Raw genomic sequence first — 17,145 nt, 5'->3', positions numbered from 1 at the left:
CTCCGCTTCCTTTTTACTTACCAAGCACTATACCCGAATTTTCGATTGATCATGCATGACATTCTGGCTGAGCTATTTGATATATTTTCCTATATCAACTTGATTGGTGTCAACGATTTGATATTCGCTGGTTTGATCTTTTGTTTTAGAAAAATCATATGTTTCTAAAAATGTTTGATCGTAAAAAGTCAGACCATATGTTTCCTTCTCATTCTCATACACTCTGATCCAATAAGACTCTTTTGAAGTTTTTTTAGTTTCATTCGTTTTCTTTAATTTCATACCCGAAAATTCCTTGAGTAACTTTTGAATATCTGCTTTCTTTTCCACCATAACACGCTCATTATCATGCTCAATTTGAATCGAAGTCACCTTGTTTTGATCAATTGAGGCCACATTATCAAAAGAGTATGTTTTTGCATTGATTAGAAAATAAATACCCATTCCTAATAAAATAATGACGACTAAACCAATCATCCACTTTTTCAACCTAACTCCTCCTTCTATTCACACCACACTTATAAAAACAGTGAAGTCCAATCATCCTCCTCAGAAAATACCTGAATTCCGTGCTGTTTAAGCAAGGCGGATGTCACTCCATCTCCAGCTTTTGTCCCCCCGTTAAAATCTCCGCGATAAATCATCCGGCTGCCGCAGGAAGGGCTGTACTCTTTTAACACAACCGCCGTCGCTTTCAAAGACTGAACCTGTTCCAGCGCGGCCTTCGCGCCTTTTACATACATCTCCGTAACATCATTTCCATGTACATCGATCACGGAGGCGAGGCCCTGTAATACATCATGTCCGTCTCCGCCAATGATTTCTGCGGGAGGCCTTGGCGTGGAAAGGCCGCCAAGCAGCTCAGGACAAACTGTGACTGCCTTTCCCTCCTCAACAAGCTCCTCAATTCGCTGATCTAATCGATGGCTGCCATTATAACGAACCTTCAATCCAGCAAGACAAGCACTGACGACAATCATGTATGTTCCTCATTTTTTTTGCTGACTTTAAAATAAATACATACAGGCAAGAAACATATCGTATTCACCAAAAAGGGCAGAGCACAATACAAAGCAGCAGCCCAAATTGGTTCTCCAGGTCCTGCAATACCAAAAAAATAAACAAATAATATCAAGCTGACAAACAATCCCACAAATGGCATGATGAATACGTATTTTTTATAATTTTCTATCATTTCTTTCTCCAATGAGCTCCCTCCCTTTCTTCATGGCTTCAAATAACATCAATATATGTTAATTTTACCATAAAAAACCGAAACCATCTCCTTTTTACGATGGTTTCGGTTTTTTATCTATATCTTTTCTTTCCAAGCTTTTAAGAAGCGTTCAATTACTTGTAATTCATCCTCATGAAACTGCTGAAGAAATTCTAAATAGGACGTGACTGCTTTTTCATGCAGCTCATCATGAAGCGCTGCCAATTGCTTGCCTTCCTCTGTCAAAGAATAATAGACAGATTTCTTATCACCCTGCCGGTGGCAATAGTCCACCATGCCTTTTTCAATTAGTTTTTTCACAGCCTTTGTAATAGCTGGCTTTGATAGTTTTAGTTGTTGAGATAGAAATGTATTGTTTGATTCGTTTGGATTGGCTTGAATCATCGATAAAATGTGAAGCTGTGTGAGTGTCCATTCTTGTTTGAGTGTATCAGTCGTGGTAATCAGTGGATCTGTTGGATCATTCCGTCTCTTTTCCCTATGCATAATCAGATCTTGAATCGCTTTTAATACAATCTGCTCTTTTGTTTCCATCTGAACCTCCACTCTTAACTGGTTAATAAAATGGTACTAATAATGAAGAAAGGAGTCAAAAGAAATGTGGTTGTTAGTAAAATAATAGGTCATCAGACCTTAAAATTGTATATGTACTTTTATACTAGATTCCCCTCATCCTGTCACATGCTATAATCATGGGGATGTCATTCAATTTATCATAATGAAAAGGTGAGCTAAATGAAACCTGAACAACTAATGGCCATTCGCCAATTAGAAGAAAAGATACATCTGTTTTCCTCTGCTGTGAACGGGACCTTCCTTGCATCGGACGATTTCGTTCTATCCAATACTCAAATATCGACTGACACGTTCAATTTGCTCTTACCGACATCAGCTCAAATCCAAGATCCAAAAAAAGTGAAAGCTGCCATTGAACACATGCGGTCACAGAAACTCATCTTCAGCACATGGGTCGATCACCGTTTACTCCATCCTGATTGGGCTGATTTATTAAAGGAATATCACCTTCAAGAGGTCGAACGCAATACCATCATGATGCTTGAGCATACAGGTGACATTGATCCAGTCACATCCTCATCACTTACAATCAAGGAAGTACTTGATGAGCAGACACTATTTGATTACACACATATCTTTATTGAACTATTCAAAGGATCGACTGAGGCCGCCGCCTTAGAAGATTATTTCCAGCGTTTTTCGATTGAAGCATTGCACTCAAAAGCTCGCATGTTCGTGGGATATGAACACCATAAGCCGGTCACAACAGGCTTATTATTCGAGACAAACGACAGCTACGGTATTTATGATGTCATAACAAGGGCAGAACACCGCGGCAAAGGACTTGGCAGTGACATGTTTCATTACCTTTTGACCAAGACAGAGAATAAACAAAAATGTGTCATCTTACAAGCATCAGCAGACGGCAAAAATATTTATCAACGTGCCGGCTTCCAACCAATCGGTGAAATGGCCGTCTTTGAATAGAAAGGTACTTTCCCTTTGAAATGAACATAAAAAAGCTGCCTATCTTTAGGCAGCTATTCAGCATGATGCTGACGATCCATATAAAGCGGCGGTCTCTTCAGCGAAATCACCGCACAGCTAAAGGCAATCAGTACAAACACAGCACCGAATTTAGCCAGATCAACAGAGGAACCGGTCATCGTAAACATGACTCCGCCAACCGCTGATCCAATCGAAATGCCGATTTGCAAGGCAGATGTATTTAAGCTCTGCTGAATATCAGACGTGACAGGATCTGTTTGAATCAAATAACTCTGCAAAGCAGGCGTCAGTGCCCAGCTGAGCGCTCCCCAAAGGACAACCATGACCATAAAGAGCGCGAACACCCCCGCTGTATAAGGAAGGATAAACATGACGATCGCAAACGCCATAGTCACAAGCAAAATGGCTTTTCCTGAACCCAGTTTGTCACTGAGCCAGCCGCCAAACCCATTCCCGCCTATAGACGCAAGTCCGAAGATCAAATAACAAATACTAATCCAAAACGGGGTCATATGCAGAACTTCCATCAGAAATGGAGTGAAATAAGAATAAAGCATATAATGGCCTGCAAGCATAAACAAACTGATCAAGTGTGCACTAAAAATTTTCGGATGCCCTAAAGAACGAATCTGTTCTCTAAGAGGCGTCACTTTTTCAACAGGCATTTTTTCCAATAGAAAATAGATCAGCACCATCGATATGGCAGAAAGAATACTGATTCCTAAAAACATCACTCTCCAGCCAAAGCTCTCTGTAATAAAAATACCGATCGGCACACCGAGAACAAGTGAGGAGCTAATACCAATAAAAATCAGCCCTAATGCTTTCGCACGATGCGCTGGTTCCACCAATTTGGCAGTGATCGTCAAAGACAACACCACCACAAGCGCTGTACTCATCGCAATCAACACCCTAGATATCATGACAAGGGCAAAGGTCGAACTAAAATAAGTGAACACATTTCCTATTGTAAACACCAATAACGCGATTAAGTAAAGGCGCTTTCGTTCGATTTTGGCTGTCGCAGTCAGCAGCACGGGTGCTGAAATGGCATACACAATCGCAAATACCGTAATGAGCTGTCCGGCTGTTGCAAGAGACACATTCAAATCCTCTGCAAGACTTGGCAGAATGCCACCAACCACAAGCTCAACTAATCCAACCGCAAAAGTAGAAACGGCTAATAAATATACTCTCCAGTTCATGTCTAACATCCCTTCTGTATATCATCGCTTTCACTTTTGATACAGGGTGCAGACAAACAAAAAAACCCTGATTACAAAAAAGGAAAGCGCGCTTTTGTAATCAGGATTTATCGGATCCTGGTAGAAACCCTCAAACCATATTATTGAGGTTATACAAGTCTATTTTTTTCTTCACATATATTAGCACAGCCTTACATAACTCGCAAGCTGTAAAAATAGAAAAATACTGCCATTCCGTTACCTAAACAAAAGGCGCTGTAAAAGGAATCAGAACAGCTTGCTTTCTCCCCCATTTACAGGTAAACTGATGAAAAATCAACGAACAAGGATCAACGTAGATCTGGAATAGTAGCTTGAATCGATCTTTAACAGAGAGGGAACGGTGCTGAGAAGTTCCTACTGACATCTTCAAGTGAACCTGCCGATTTAGTTCTGTTTCATACAGCGGTTCATACCGTTATCATGATTGAGTGTAAAGCTGTGCTTTAAATTAGGGTGGTACCACCAGGAATGGTCCCTAACTTAAAGTACAGCTTTTTTGTTTTAAAAAAGGAGGAACCTGCAATGTCAAAAAAACAATTTGTTGAAAAAATTACAAGCATGGAAGACGACTTTGCCCAGTGGTATACAGATGTTGTCACAAAAGCGCGGCTCGTCGATTATTCAAGCGTGAGAGGCAGTATGATCATTCAGCCGTACGGCTTTAAAATTTGGGAGAATATTCGCGACGAACTTGACCGCCAGATTAAAGAAACGGGTCATGAGAATGTCTATATGCCCCTCTTTATCCCAGAGAGCCTGCTGCAGCAGGAAAAAGATCATATCGAAGGCTTTGCTCCTGAAGTGGCGTGGGTCACACATGGCGGTGAATCCAAATTACAAGAAAGGCTCTGCGTCAGACCAACCTCTGAAGTGCTGTTCGCTGAGCATTACAAAAACATTATTCATTCCTACCGCGATTTACCAAAGCTATATAACCAATGGGCCAATGTCGTCCGCTGGGAAAAGACAACACGTCCCTTCCTTAGAACCCTTGAATTCCTATGGCAGGAGGGACACACGTGCCATGAGACTGAGCAAGAAGCGATTGAAGAAACAGAAAGAATGCTTCACACTTACGCTTCTCTTTGCGAAGATCTCCTCGCCATTCCTGTCATTAAAGGGAGAAAAACAGAGAAGGAAAAATTCGCTGGCGCTCGCTTCACCTATACGGTTGAAAGCTTGATGCATGACGGAAAAGCGCTTCAAACGGCCACTTCTCATTTCTTCGGGAACGGATTTGCCAAAGCATTTGGCATCGAATTCTTAAACCGTGAAGGAAAACTAGAGCATGTCCAGCAAACCTCTTGGGGTTTCACAACAAGAATTATCGGCGCTATGATCATGGTGCATGGCGATGACAGAGGGCTCGTCCTCCCGCCAAATATTGCACCAACCCAAGTGCGTATCGTGCCAATCGCTTCTCATAAAGAAGGGGTGCTGGATCATGCCTACGAATTGAAGGATCGCCTCGCCCGCATCGCACGTGCTGACATCGATGCAAGCGATAAACAGCCAGGCTGGAAATTCAACGAATGTGAAATGCAGGGTATTCCGCTACGTGTAGAAGTAGGACCAAAGGACATCGAAAAAGGACAAGTGATGCTCGCACGACGAGACACTGGTGAAAAGCAAGCTGTCACATTAGATGCACTTGAACAAACCATCACAGCAACGCTTGAAGACATCCAGCGGACCATGTTCGAAAAGGCGAAGGAACGATTACATGAAAAAACATCACAAGCCCTCACAATCGAAGACATCGAGCAAATTCTTGCGACAGAAAACCGATTGATTAAAGCCATGTGGTGCGGTGATGAAGCCTGTGAAAACGACATTAAAGAAAGAACAGGTGCCACCTCACGCTGTATCCCATTCGAACAGGAAACCATTTCTGACACATGTGTCTGCTGCGGAAAACCTGCATCTGATATGGTGTTCTGGGCGAAAGCCTATTAAGAATATAAACAATAAGAAGCATCTCTCATGATGCTTCTTTTTTTGTTAAAAAGACCCAAACACCCATTGACCTCACCTGCACGATCCCCTATAATTCTTATTAATATAATCGGTTTTTAAGACTTTAACTGGAGTGGTGATATATGAAACGCTGGCCCTCATTCTTTGCCGAACGCTGCCCTAAATGTAGAACAGCATTAGAAGTCTCAAAGTCCAATGCCCTGCAAGGCAAAGTCGTGAAAACATGTCCCAACCTTCATTATCAAAAAGAGTATCACCCCGCACTAGAAACGTATATCGAGCACGATGACGTCAAATAAAAAAGACCAACATGTTTACTCTGTTGGTCTTTTCTTTATAAAATATCCAGCCAAATTTTGACCGCTATCGCTGTAATCATTACAGCAAGTGCCCATTGCAAGTAGACGGCGTTGATTTTCTGACCGACCTTCGCACCAATCGGAGCTGCCACCAAACTTGCCGCCATCAGCACAATCGCAGGAAGAAGCATGACCTGACCCGTCAATACCTTTCCAGTCGATGCGCCTATCGCAGAAAGAAACGTAATCGCAAGTGACGATGCAATCGTCATCCGTACAGGAATTTTTAAAATAGACAGCATCACAGGCACTAAAATAAATGCGCCGCCTGCACCTAATACCCCGGAAACACTGCCAATCACAAAGGCAATAGCTGATGCCAGCCCTTTATGAAAAGTAACTTCTCCCTCTGCGTCTGCACGCTGTCCTTTTTTCGGAATCAACATGAGAATAACCGCCACAATGGCGAGTAATCCATAGATAAGGTTCATTCCTTTTTCCGGCATAAAATGTGATACATAACTGCCTAATAAGCTGCCCGCCAATATACTGCTTCCCATATATAAAATCAGCGAGCGATGTAAAAATCCGCTTTTCCGATAAGCGAGTACACCACCCAGCGTCGAAAAAAGCACTTGAATGGCGCCAATCCCTGATACCTCGTGTGCTGATAGTGCCATCACACCAAAAAGAGGCGGGATATAAAGCAGCATGGGATAGTTGATCACCGATCCCCCAATCCCCACCATTCCTGATAAGAAGGAACCAATACATCCGATGATAAAAAGTGTAATCAATAACGCAAAATCCACGCTGGTCTCCTCCTTTGCAAAAGGAAAAGGGGATCTTCAGCAGATACCCCTACATCCTTTAGGACCCTTTTCTCACCCAGAACTTCAGCACGTGACCTTCTTCTGTCTGCGCGATCAATTCATGTCCGCTTGACTTCGCCCATGCGGCCAAGTCAGCTTTAGCCCCTTTATCTGTTGCATGTATTTCTAAAACTTGACCTTCCGCCAAGTCGTTCATTTTTTTCTTCGTTCGAATAATCGGCATTGGGCATGCGAGCCCTGTTACGTCTAAAATTTGATCTGATGTCATTTGATTGTTCCTCTTCTCTTATTTTATTGGACATTACCGAATCGCACAACGGTTTGGACCCATTTCCATTTCCCGCTGCTTTTCCACACCTGGGTTCAGCTTCCCCATATTGGCTTGACGAATCTCTTGAAAAGCATGCGGCTGTGCAGGCAGACCTTCCGTCACCATCTTTCTAAACACATGTTGATCTTCAATATGAAGCCCATGATTTTCTTTTAAAAGTGAGCCGAGCTCCTTCCAAACACTGCCGTCTTCATTCATTTCTTCTTTGGTCATGAAGTGCGCAGGCAGAACGATGTATTCCTTTGAAAACGCCATATACCGTTCATAAAGCGTCTCTCTCAAATCATCTACCCAGTCCTCCGCCATTCCAGCAAGATCAGGTCTTCCAATTGAATCAATAAACAAAATATCACCTGAAAGAAGATATTGATTGTCTACGATAAAAGATGTTGAGCCGATCGTATGTCCCGGGGAATAAATGGGTTGAATATCAATAGAAGCTGTTCCAATTATTATCCGCTGTCCTTCTTCAAGACGTTCATATTCAAAGGTTACCTCTTCTGCATCTTTTGACGGCAGCCAGTAGGCAGCACCAGTTAGTTCAGCCAGCTTTTTCCCACCAGAAATATGATCTGCATGAAGGTGAGTATCCATCACATGCGTCACAGAGACATCATGCTTTTTCGCAAAATCAATATAGACCTCCGTCATTCGAGCTGCATCCACAACCGCGGCTTCTCCATTGGACATGATCATATAGGACAGACACCCTTTGCCCATCCGTACAAATTGATACAGCTCTCCGCCGCCGCTTAAATCACCTATTTTCACTGGCTCTATATGCTCACTCCATGCCTTCATGCCGCCCTGCAAATAATGAACAGGCACGCCAGCCTCTGACAGCATCTCCGCCACCAGGATAGAGGAACCTTCCTTGGCACAAACCACCAGCACTTCACGGTCACTAGGAATGTACTGTAAAAGGCCCTCTACTCCGTCAAGCAGATCAAAATAAGGCACATTCATATCAACGATTGCTTCCCCTTCAATCTTCCAGTCCTGCACATCTGCTTGGTTTCGCACATCTAGCAAAAAGAGCGGCTCTTTGCCCACGATCTTTTTTGTTAACTGCTCTGCAGTCATGGCTTTTACCGTCATGTTTTATTCAGCTCCTATTTTTCAATGGCTCCTGTCCAGCTATTCATGCCTGGCACCACATTGATTAATTGTTGAAATCCTCTCTCTTTTAGCTTTTGCGCAGCTAATTCACTTCTTCTGCCTGAATGACAGATGAGATAGATATCCGATTCTCTTGTTAACTCCTCTGCACGATCTTCCACCTCACCAAGCGGGATATGAACGGCTCCTGGGATATGCCCCGCTTCGTATTCATCCAGCTCCCTTACATCCAAAATAAACAGAGATTGATCTTCTTTTACCTTCTGTTGAAAGGCATTCAAAGATATTTCCGAAATCATGGGCTCCCCCTCTTCTTCTTGCGCTCCGCCCTTACGAATCAAATGATGAAGCACCTGTCCTTCTACTCTTGTTCCTAAAAACTCATGACCGGCACTTTTTGACCAAGCCGCTAAATCCGCTGCTGATCCTTTATCGGTAGCTTGCACTTCAAGCACATCTCCTGGCAAAAGCTCATTCATTTGTTTTTTTGTTTTCACAATCGGCATCGGGCATGCCAATCCTTTTGCATCTAAAATGACTGTTGGTTGCTGCATGTGATGTCCTCCTTTATATAGGGGTGGGGGTATATTTTTATGCGTGCTTAATGCCAAGCATTCATACCACCCTTGATGTTTGTAATATGAGTAAATCCTTGCTTCTTCAATATTTTCGCTGCCTGCATACTTCTCATTCCACTTTGACATATGACATAGATCTCTTCATTTTTCTCAAGCTGAGAAGCTCGTTCTTTTAACTGAGGTAAAGGAATGTTTCGAAATCCTTTTATATGGTTTGTTTGAAATTCTACTGGAGATCGTACGTCAATGAGCTGTTGACCTTTGCTTTTCAGCTTTTTTTTCATATCGGCTGCATCTATTTGGTTCACACCTCGTGCCGGCAGGAAACGGCTCATAAGTAAGCCAATCACCAGGATGAACAAAATCGTTTGAATCATTTCATCACCTCACTAAATAAATAAATTCACATTCCCAATTTCAGCCTCTGCTAAATACGCCGCCACACCAGCATATTGAATGTCATCTAATAATTCTTTCTCCTGCAGCCCTAAAAGGTCCATCGTCATTGTACATGCTACGAGATTAATCTCCTGTTCCTTCGCCATATCAATGAGCTGCGGCAAGGTCATGGCATTGTGCTTTTTGATGACGTGCTTAATCATCTTCGGACCCATTCCAGCAAAATTCATCTTTGAAATGCCCATTCGATCAGCCCCGCGCGGCATCATCTTGCCAAACATTTTTTCTAAAAAACCTTTTTTCATTGGCACCATTTCATCCTTGCGCAAGGCATTCAGCCCCCAAAAGGTATGAAAAATCGTCACCTCATGATCATAGGCCGCTGCACCATTGGCAATAATGTAAGCCGCCATTGCTTTATCATAATCTCCACTAAATAGCACAATCGTCGTGCGTTTTTTCTGTTCTGCCATCTTGCTCCTCCTTCACAATTACCCATGGGGGTATATAGAAAACAAAAAATATATACACATACCGGTAAGGGTATATTATAACAAGTAAAAAAATCCGTCAACCTTCAAAGGCTGAAGAATTTCTTACCGGCTTTTCACCAATAGCTCAACCGCTTCTTTCACAAGACCTTCCGTATCCTTGCCTTGTTCAAGACTTTCACGGACACATTGCTCAAGATTTGTACTCACAATCACACCCATTGCACGATCAATGGCATTGCGTGATGCAGACAGCTGCGTCACCACCTCGCGGCAATCCTTTCCCTGCTCCATCATCGCAAGAACCCCTTTAATCTGCCCCTCAATCCGGCGAAGACGGTTCTTCATCTGTTGATTATATTCCATTCACAAATACCCCTTTCTATTTTTTCTATGAACAGATAGTATACCCTAAGAGGTATTTAGTCAAACGACTTGCCTTTCTCTTTTGTAGAAAACGTATGTGAAAAGAATTGCACATTCCACCATTTATTGATAAAAAGAAAATAATCAACGAACGAGAAATCATTGAAGAAAAGAGGACAGCCCATGACTTTACATCATTATATCGGATCAAACAAAGAACTGCCGCTTGGTACCATTGGTCAAAATCCTACCTATAAACCATTCTCTGAACTCAATATCAACATGTTTGATAAAAAACAAAAAAAGCCAAAAACCTATCAAAAAGAAGAACTTTTGATAGAAGTATTTGAAACAGAAGAGGATTTCGAAGGCATTCACATTGATTATCTAGATCCCGTCTATGAAGCGGTAAGAAACAAATTCACGCATCCTTTTGTTTATGAATTAGGCATCATTCATTCTCTTCGTGCACTTTTTAAATTCATTGAAAAAGAGCTGTCAAAAGGAGAAAGCATCGAAATCTATTCTTGTCTAGATGAACTGGAAACGAAAGAAAAGGACGATCAATTGGATGTAGAAATTGACCTAAGCAAAAAACGGTTTGGAAAACATATCGATTTTAAAGAGATCGATGAACTGATTGATATGTTTGAATTAGAAAACTTACAATATGTGTTGGTGAAGAAATAGACCTCCTGCGGTAAAAGTATAGAGAAAAGGGGACATTATAATGAACTTGACATGTGAATCTAAAAATTTTGATGATTATTTATGTGAACTAGCTGAAGTTGATTATTCTCATCCTCTTATTCGAGCAAAATCAAATGAACTTTTCAACCCTTTGCAGACAGAAATAGAAAAAGCAAAAGTAGCCTATGAGTTTGTTCGAGATGAAATTCCCCATACATGGGATATTCAATCCAAACGAGTGACTTGTCATGCATCAGAGGTATTAACATTTAAAGAGGGAATTTGCTACGCAAAGTCCAACCTATTAGCTGCTCTATTGCGCTCACAAGGAATACCCACAGGTTTCTGTTACCAGCGATTAATGTTGTTCGATACGCCAGATAAAGGATATTGTATTCATGCATTAAATGCAGTATTTCTGCAATCACTTAATAAATGGATTCGATTAGACTCTCGCGGCAACAAAACAGGAATTGATGCTCAATTCTCACTTGATCATGAAAGATTAGCTTTTCATACCCAACAAGAATTAGATGAAGTCGACTATCCTTTGATATATGTTAAACCACATCCAAAGACAATGAGCGTTTTAAAAGAACATACAGATGCTATTGAGATGTATAAACATCATTTACCAGAAACGATATAGGCTTGGGGGCAAAAAGACTTTCGACAATGCCAAACGTGAAAATAAACCGGTGCTTGTCAGCATCGGTTATGCCCCTTGTCACTGATTTGCATAGGATCTATTTTATATTAAATACACTCAATAACTTCATCCAAACGATATCTACCCTTCAATTAAACGTTTTAACTTAAGCTCCGTATCAGTATCCTCAACCGGAGTATAGACACTGCATCTTAAATCAGTATCCCCATACACTTGTAATGAAGTGAGGTTAAACAACATTTTACCTGCCTTAGCATGACGAAATTCAATTAATACTTCAGGCGCATAGCTGATCTCATTTTCATTCCAAATTTTACGAAATTCAGGATATGCCTGCTCCATTTCTTCTATAAATTGCTCATACCAGTCATCCGCCACATACTGTCCATAATACGTTCTAAATATGGCGATATATCCTCTAACAAAATGCTCCCAATTCACCGCTAAACTTTTAAATTCCTTTCTTGCGAATAGTAAGCGGATGATATTCCTTTCTGCTGGGACGATTTGTTCAAAGTCCAAAAATACATTAGCTGCTGCTTGATTCCACCCAACAATCTGACTTCTTCTATCAGATATAATTGTTGGACAATAACGAAGCTCCTGCAAAATTTTCACTAAAGCCGGACTGATTTCCTTCTCATTCTCAATGATAAAGGATTGTTTCACTCCTTCCTCTAACGCTAAAGCGTACAAATATCTCCTTTCATCGTTATTTAATTGTAATGCTCGAGAAATAGCATCTAATACCGAAGTGGATACTTTTATATCTCTGCCTTGCTCTAACCATGTATACCAAGTAAGACTCACACCGGCTAGTTGAGCCACTTCTTCTCTTCTCAGTCCTGGTGTTCTTCTGCGGGTTCCTACAGGTAAACCAACCATTTGGGGCGTAATTTTCGAACGTTGGTTTTTTAGAAATTCTGATAACGCTTGAAGTCTAGTTTCAGGTTTCATTTAGATCTCCCTTTAAAAGAGTATTAATTATACTAGGATAAACAACAACTTGTAATAGGATAACACAATGGATAAAGTTAATAAAAACAAGGAGGGAATGATCATGAAAAGAGTTGTCATTACTGGAATGGGAATTATTTCTCCACTTGGAAATGATGTAAATAGCTTTTGGAATCAACTAATCAAAGGACAATCGGGAATATCTCTCATTGATTCTTTTGATACAACTGATTATAAAACAAAAATAGCTGGAATCGTTCGTGATTTCGATGCAGATGAAATATTGGGAAGAAAAGAAGCAAAACGTTTAGATCGTTTTAGCCAGTTTGCCTTAGCAGCAGCCGAACAAGCATTAAAAAATTCGCAATTACAGTTAGATCAAGTTGATCTTGAACGTTTAGGCGTATATGTTGGTTCAGGAATCGGGGGAATCCAATCGCTTGTTGATCATGTCAATGTATTAGATAAACGTGGTCCCTCAAGAGTAAGCCCCAGCCTTGTCCCCATGATGATTTCAAATGCAGCTGCGGCCCAAATCAGCATTAAATTAGGGGCACAAGGGCCATCATTGTCACCAGTCACAGCTTGTTCTATTGGGAACACCTCTATTGGCGAAGCTTTCAATGCGATCCGAAATAATGATGCAGATATTATATTTGCCGGAGGAGCAGAAGCTGCCGTCTCACAGATATCTTTGGCTAGTTTTGGAAACGCACATGCACTATCTACTAGAAACCAAGACCCAAGTCGGGCCAGCCGTCCATTCGATACAGATAGAGATGGCTTTGTGATGAGTGAAGGCGCAGGTATCTTAGTATTAGAATCATTAGAAAACGCGATTCTTAGAGATGCGCCGATATTATGTGAAGTAGTGGGGTACGGAGCTAGTTCAGACGCTCATCATATGGTAGCATCCCACCCAGAAGGTAAAGGTGCCTACTTAGCCATGAAAAAGGCGTTGAGAAGTGCAAACATATCAACAGATGATATTGATGTTATTAGTGCACATGCAACAAGTACACAAGTAGGTGATCGTTCAGAAGTTCTAGCTATTAAGAAATTATTTGGTGAACGTTCAGGTGAAATTCCAACAACGGCAAACAAATCAATGACAGGGCATATGTTTGGTGCTGCCGGCGGAGTAGAAGCCATTGCTTTAGTGGAAAGTTTGAGACGAGGAATGATTCCGCCAACTATTAATGTAGAGAATCAAGATCCAGACTGCAACTTAGATGTTGTATTAGAAGCGAGACAGCTTCCTTTGAAATACGGGCTATCCAATTCTTTTGGTTTTGGAGGACATAATTCAGCCATCTTGTTAAAGCATTACGATTGATGTAGCTATCAAGGGTTTATAGCCCTTGATTTTTTTATTTTGGGAATACCTCACAGACAAATTATGAAGGGCCTCAATCTGATATATTAACCCAACAGATTTATAATATTATACTATATTTACATTAATTGTAATATATTAGATCAAAAAGCCATTTACAATTAGGTACATTTTGGCTACGCGCAAGCAATTTGATTGCATTTCTTTGCTGCAATAGCAATACTTTCATGTCTTGACATGATAGATGTTGAAATGCAAAAAAAAGAAAAGAGGATAACAAAAGTTATCCTCCGCTTTGATATATATGTTCATGCTTTTCTAATCACTCAGCTTCATTGTTTGTTGTAGCGCTTGCGTTTTCAACACTATGTGCTTCACCATGACCTGGCCCGAAAAGATTTAATATTACAACTCCTACAAGTATCAAAACAATCCCAGTAACACTGGCAACGTTAATTTTTTCTTTCCAAATCAAAATCGAGATTATTGTAGTAAGAATAATACCTATACCAGACCAAAGTGCATAGGCGGTATTCAAAGGTATGGTCTTCATTGCAAGTGATAAGAAGAGCAGGGAGCCTATAAAAGAAATAATTGTACCAATAGTAGGGTAAAGTTTTGAGAAGCCTTCTGCAGCCTTGAGCATAGAAGAACCAATAAGTTCACCAATAATTGCGAGCAATAAATATAAATATGCCATTGTTACTCTCTCCTCCTGTATAAATAATCAACGACTTAAAAAACTGTATTAAACCTTTATAGGTTTACTTCACTAAATCTTTATTAAGTAGAACTTTACAAGAAACCAAAAATGTTTTTAAGTCTTTATTTTTCAAAAAAATTGTGCGCAAAATGACTGGTGATCCTTAGTCCAGTAGATAAAATCTAATCTAGATAATCTAATAAGATATAAACTAAACTGCACTATGGTACAGTAAACATAAAAACAAATAATGAAAAGTGAAAGAAGGTGATCCAATGCCCACTAACAATAAGCCCAATAGATTAATCGCTGAGAAGTCTCCTTATTTACTTCAACACGCTCACAACCCAGTTCACTGGTACCCGTGGGGGCAAGAAGCATTCGATAAAGCCAAGCGTGAAAATAAACCTGTGCTTGTCAGCATCGGTTACGCCACTTGCCACTGGTGCCACGTCATGGCACACGAAAGCTTTGAAGATCAACAAGTCGCTGACATCTTAAATGAGCATTTCATTTCAATCAAAGTCGATCGTGAGGAGCGTCCAGATATCGACTCGATGTATATGTCGGTTTGTCAGATGATGACGGGGCAAGGCGGCTGGCCGTTGAACGTGTTTGTGACGCCAGATCAAAAGCCTTTTTATGCTGGGACATATTTCCCGAAAAGAAGTGCTTACGGGCGGCCTGGCTTCATCGAGGCACTGACACAATTGCTGGATGCGTACCATAACGACCGGGATCATATTGAATCATTGGCTGAGAAAGCGACAAATAACCTGCGGATTAAAGCAGCAGGACAGACAAAAAACACGCTGTCTCAAGAAGCAATTCACAAAGCCTATTATCAGCTCATGAGCAGCTTTGATACGCTGTATGGCGGATTCGGCTCCGCGCCAAAATTCCCTGCACCTCATATGCTCTCATTTCTGATGCGCTATTACGAATGGACAGGGCAGGAAAATGCGCTGTATGCAGTCACGAAAACGTTAGATGGGATGGCAAATGGCGGTATATATGACCATATTGGGTCGGGCTTTTCTCGTTATTCGACGGATGAAAAATGGCTTGTGCCGCATTTTGAAAAAATGCTGTATGATAACGCGCTGCTGATGGAAGCTTACACAGAAGCGTATCAGCTCACCTCAAAACCTGAGTATGAAAAACTTGTCCAACGCCTGATTCAATTCATTAAACAAGATATGATGAATTCTAGCAGCTCCTTTTATTCAGCGATAGATGCAGATTCTGAGGGGAAAGAAGGACAATATTACGTCTGGGCAAAAGATGAGATCATCACCCATTTAGGGGAGGAGCTTGGCGCTTTATTTTGCGACGTCTATCACATCACAGAAGAGGGGAACTTTGAAGGGGAGAACATCCCTCATACCATTTCTACCTCTTTTGAGGACATCAAAGCCTCTTTTTCGATCGACGATAAACCCCTTCAATCCAAGCTGCAAGAAGCGCGGCATATTTTACAATCAGTCAGACAGCAGCGACCCGCGCCGCTTGTCGATGACAAGGTGCTTACATCTTGGAATGGGCTGATGATCGCAGCTCTCGCCAAAGCAGGAAGAGTCTTTGATGCAGATGAAGCGATCAGTATGGCGAAGCAGGCGATGTCTTTTCTAGAAACACATCTTGTTCAACATGAGCGGCTCATGGTCCGCTACAGAGAAGGTGACGTGAAGCATCTCGGCTTTATCGAGGATTATGCGCATATGCTAAAAGCCTATATGTCTTTATACGAAGCGACCTTTGAATTAGATTGGCTGGAAAAAGCCACAGCCATTGCGGAGAACATGTTTGAGCTGTTTTGGGACAAGGAAAAAGGGGGCTTTTTCTTCTCGGGATCAGATGCGGAAGCGCTCCTCGTTCGAGAAAAAGAAGTGTACGACGGCGCCATGCCTTCTGGTAACAGCACCGCACTCCATCAGCTTTTGAAACTCAGCACAATGACAGGACGTCAAGACTGGCTGAAAACATTAGAACAGATGTTCCAAGCCTTTTATGTCGATGTCTCTTCCTACCCAAGCGGACACACAGCGTTTCTGCAAGGGCTCCTAAGTCAATATGCAACGAAAAGAGAAATCATCATTCTCGGAAAAAACGGCGACCCTCAAAAAGAACAGCTTTTACAGGCGCTTCAAAAACGCTTCGTGCCATTTGATATCATATTGACTGCCGAAACAGGGGAAGAATTAGCGAAGCTCGCGCCCTTTACAAAAGATTACAAAACAATCGATGGCAAAACCACCGTGTATATTTGTGAAAACTACAGCTGCCGCCAGCCAATCACCGATATCGACGAAGTGATGGAACAATTATTCCACAATTGAGTTTGTCATGAGATGACTATGAGAAGACAAAATGAGGACAAACAGATAA

At 41.4% G+C, this 17,145-nt stretch carries 21 protein-coding genes, 1 riboswitch and 1 other annotated feature; of the genes, 7 read left to right on the top strand and 14 right to left on the bottom strand.

What is annotated here, in order from left to right:
• Nucleotides 1-72: 72 nt before the first annotated feature.
• The 4 genes from AAYR28_RS01240 to AAYR28_RS01225 all read right to left on the bottom strand — a co-directional run bounded on the left by AAYR28_RS01240 (nt 73) and on the right by AAYR28_RS01225 (nt 1,771).
• Nucleotides 73-489, bottom strand: coding sequence for a DUF5301 domain-containing protein (locus AAYR28_RS01240; protein WP_120208494.1), 417 nt, complete (start codon nt 487-489; stop codon nt 73-75).
• A 29-nt stretch (nt 490-518) separates the two neighbouring features.
• A complete protein-coding gene (locus AAYR28_RS01235) occupies nt 519-980 on the bottom strand; it encodes a DUF523 domain-containing protein (RefSeq protein WP_081123919.1) in 462 nt (153 codons plus the stop codon).
• A complete protein-coding gene (locus AAYR28_RS01230) occupies nt 977-1,207 on the bottom strand; it encodes a hypothetical protein (protein WP_101676994.1) in 231 nt (76 codons plus the stop codon). The genes AAYR28_RS01235 and AAYR28_RS01230 overlap by 4 nt, the downstream gene beginning before the upstream one ends.
• A 105-nt stretch (nt 1,208-1,312) precedes the next feature.
• Nucleotides 1,313-1,771: a MarR family transcriptional regulator gene (locus AAYR28_RS01225; protein WP_034283105.1), complete on the bottom strand. Its 459-nt coding sequence runs from the start codon at nt 1,769-1,771 to the stop codon at nt 1,313-1,315.
• Between the two features lie 201 nt (nt 1,772-1,972).
• Here AAYR28_RS01225 and AAYR28_RS01220 point away from each other — a divergent pair, with 201 nt between their 5' ends.
• Nucleotides 1,973-2,740, top strand: coding sequence for a GNAT family N-acetyltransferase (locus AAYR28_RS01220; RefSeq protein WP_061110447.1), 768 nt, complete (start codon nt 1,973-1,975; stop codon nt 2,738-2,740).
• Between the two features lie 53 nt (nt 2,741-2,793).
• Here AAYR28_RS01220 and AAYR28_RS01215 read toward each other — a convergent pair whose 3' ends face one another.
• Nucleotides 2,794-3,966 (bottom strand): MFS transporter, encoded by a 1,173-nt coding sequence (locus AAYR28_RS01215; RefSeq protein ID WP_041115248.1) that lies wholly within the window; start codon nt 3,964-3,966, stop codon nt 2,794-2,796.
• A 77-nt stretch (nt 3,967-4,043) separates the two neighbouring features.
• Nucleotides 4,044-4,143, bottom strand: a riboswitch (purine riboswitch).
• Between the two features lie 149 nt (nt 4,144-4,292).
• Nucleotides 4,293-4,488, top strand: a binding site (T-box leader).
• A 42-nt stretch (nt 4,489-4,530) separates the two neighbouring features.
• Here AAYR28_RS01215 and proS point away from each other — a divergent pair.
• The gene (proS, locus tag AAYR28_RS01210) at nt 4,531-5,964 is read left to right on the top strand and encodes a proline--tRNA ligase (protein WP_120208499.1); all 1,434 of its coding nucleotides are present in this window, start codon (nt 4,531-4,533) and stop codon (nt 5,962-5,964) included.
• A gap of 143 nt (nt 5,965-6,107) precedes the next feature.
• A complete protein-coding gene (locus AAYR28_RS01205; RefSeq protein WP_164512187.1) occupies nt 6,108-6,284 on the top strand; it encodes a hypothetical protein in 177 nt (58 codons plus the stop codon).
• A 35-nt stretch (nt 6,285-6,319) separates the two neighbouring features.
• On the opposite strand, the gene AAYR28_RS01200 is transcribed toward AAYR28_RS01205, so the two are convergent.
• The 7 genes from AAYR28_RS01200 to AAYR28_RS01170 all read right to left on the bottom strand — a co-directional run bounded on the left by AAYR28_RS01200 (nt 6,320) and on the right by AAYR28_RS01170 (nt 10,401).
• Complete coding sequence (locus AAYR28_RS01200) at nt 6,320-7,096, bottom strand: sulfite exporter TauE/SafE family protein (RefSeq protein ID WP_061110448.1); 777 nt, start codon at nt 7,094-7,096, stop codon at nt 6,320-6,322.
• A gap of 58 nt (nt 7,097-7,154) precedes the next feature.
• Nucleotides 7,155-7,385, bottom strand: coding sequence for a sulfurtransferase TusA family protein (locus AAYR28_RS01195; protein ID WP_061110449.1), 231 nt, complete (start codon nt 7,383-7,385; stop codon nt 7,155-7,157).
• A gap of 33 nt (nt 7,386-7,418) precedes the next feature.
• Nucleotides 7,419-8,546: an MBL fold metallo-hydrolase gene (locus tag AAYR28_RS01190; RefSeq protein ID WP_101676991.1), complete on the bottom strand. Its 1,128-nt coding sequence runs from the start codon at nt 8,544-8,546 to the stop codon at nt 7,419-7,421.
• A 14-nt stretch (nt 8,547-8,560) separates the two neighbouring features.
• Nucleotides 8,561-9,121: a sulfurtransferase TusA family protein gene (locus AAYR28_RS01185; RefSeq protein ID WP_061110451.1), complete on the bottom strand. Its 561-nt coding sequence runs from the start codon at nt 9,119-9,121 to the stop codon at nt 8,561-8,563.
• 47 nt (nt 9,122-9,168) lie between these two features.
• Nucleotides 9,169-9,522, bottom strand: a complete 354-nt coding sequence (locus AAYR28_RS01180; protein WP_046313643.1) for a rhodanese-like domain-containing protein — start codon at nt 9,520-9,522, stop codon at nt 9,169-9,171.
• A 12-nt stretch (nt 9,523-9,534) separates the two neighbouring features.
• Nucleotides 9,535-10,017, bottom strand: coding sequence for a DsrE/DsrF/DrsH-like family protein (locus AAYR28_RS01175; protein ID WP_034283069.1), 483 nt, complete (start codon nt 10,015-10,017; stop codon nt 9,535-9,537).
• A gap of 123 nt (nt 10,018-10,140) precedes the next feature.
• Complete coding sequence (locus AAYR28_RS01170; protein ID WP_003217059.1) at nt 10,141-10,401, bottom strand: metal-sensitive transcriptional regulator; 261 nt, start codon at nt 10,399-10,401, stop codon at nt 10,141-10,143.
• 183 nt (nt 10,402-10,584) lie between these two features.
• Here AAYR28_RS01170 and AAYR28_RS01165 point away from each other — a divergent pair, with 183 nt between their 5' ends.
• The gene (locus AAYR28_RS01165) at nt 10,585-11,091 is read left to right on the top strand and encodes a hypothetical protein (protein ID WP_034283066.1); all 507 of its coding nucleotides are present in this window, start codon (nt 10,585-10,587) and stop codon (nt 11,089-11,091) included.
• Nucleotides 11,092-11,131: 40 nt separating this feature from the next.
• Entirely contained in the window at nt 11,132-11,740 is a 609-nt protein-coding gene (locus AAYR28_RS01160) for a transglutaminase-like domain-containing protein (protein ID WP_034283064.1), read from the top strand.
• Between the two features lie 141 nt (nt 11,741-11,881).
• On the opposite strand, the gene AAYR28_RS01155 is transcribed toward AAYR28_RS01160, so the two are convergent.
• Nucleotides 11,882-12,718 carry a helix-turn-helix transcriptional regulator gene (locus AAYR28_RS01155; RefSeq protein WP_061110452.1) on the bottom strand — a complete coding sequence of 279 codons (837 nt, stop codon included), beginning with the start codon at nt 12,716-12,718 and terminating at the stop codon, nt 11,882-11,884.
• A gap of 103 nt (nt 12,719-12,821) precedes the next feature.
• Between AAYR28_RS01155 and fabF the strand changes: the two genes are divergently transcribed.
• Nucleotides 12,822-14,054 carry a beta-ketoacyl-ACP synthase II gene (fabF, locus tag AAYR28_RS01150; RefSeq protein ID WP_120208501.1) on the top strand — a complete coding sequence of 411 codons (1,233 nt, stop codon included), beginning with the start codon at nt 12,822-12,824 and terminating at the stop codon, nt 14,052-14,054.
• Between the two features lie 322 nt (nt 14,055-14,376).
• Here the strand turns inward: fabF and AAYR28_RS01145 are convergent, their stop codons facing one another.
• Nucleotides 14,377-14,754 carry a DMT family transporter gene (locus tag AAYR28_RS01145; RefSeq protein ID WP_034284218.1) on the bottom strand — a complete coding sequence of 126 codons (378 nt, stop codon included), beginning with the start codon at nt 14,752-14,754 and terminating at the stop codon, nt 14,377-14,379.
• A 278-nt stretch (nt 14,755-15,032) separates the two neighbouring features.
• On the opposite strand from AAYR28_RS01145, the gene AAYR28_RS01140 reads away from it, so the two are divergent.
• On the top strand, nt 15,033-17,096 hold the full coding sequence (locus tag AAYR28_RS01140) for a thioredoxin domain-containing protein (RefSeq protein ID WP_120208506.1): 2,064 nt from the start codon (nt 15,033-15,035) through the stop codon (nt 17,094-17,096).
• The last annotated feature ends 49 nt before the right edge of the window (nt 17,097-17,145 follow it).

It is taken from the genome of Bacillus safensis (genome assembly GCF_039619585.1).
GTDB lineage: Bacteria > Bacillota > Bacilli > Bacillales > Bacillaceae > Bacillus > Bacillus safensis.
This window is presented reverse-complemented; position numbering and strand designations above follow the sequence as displayed.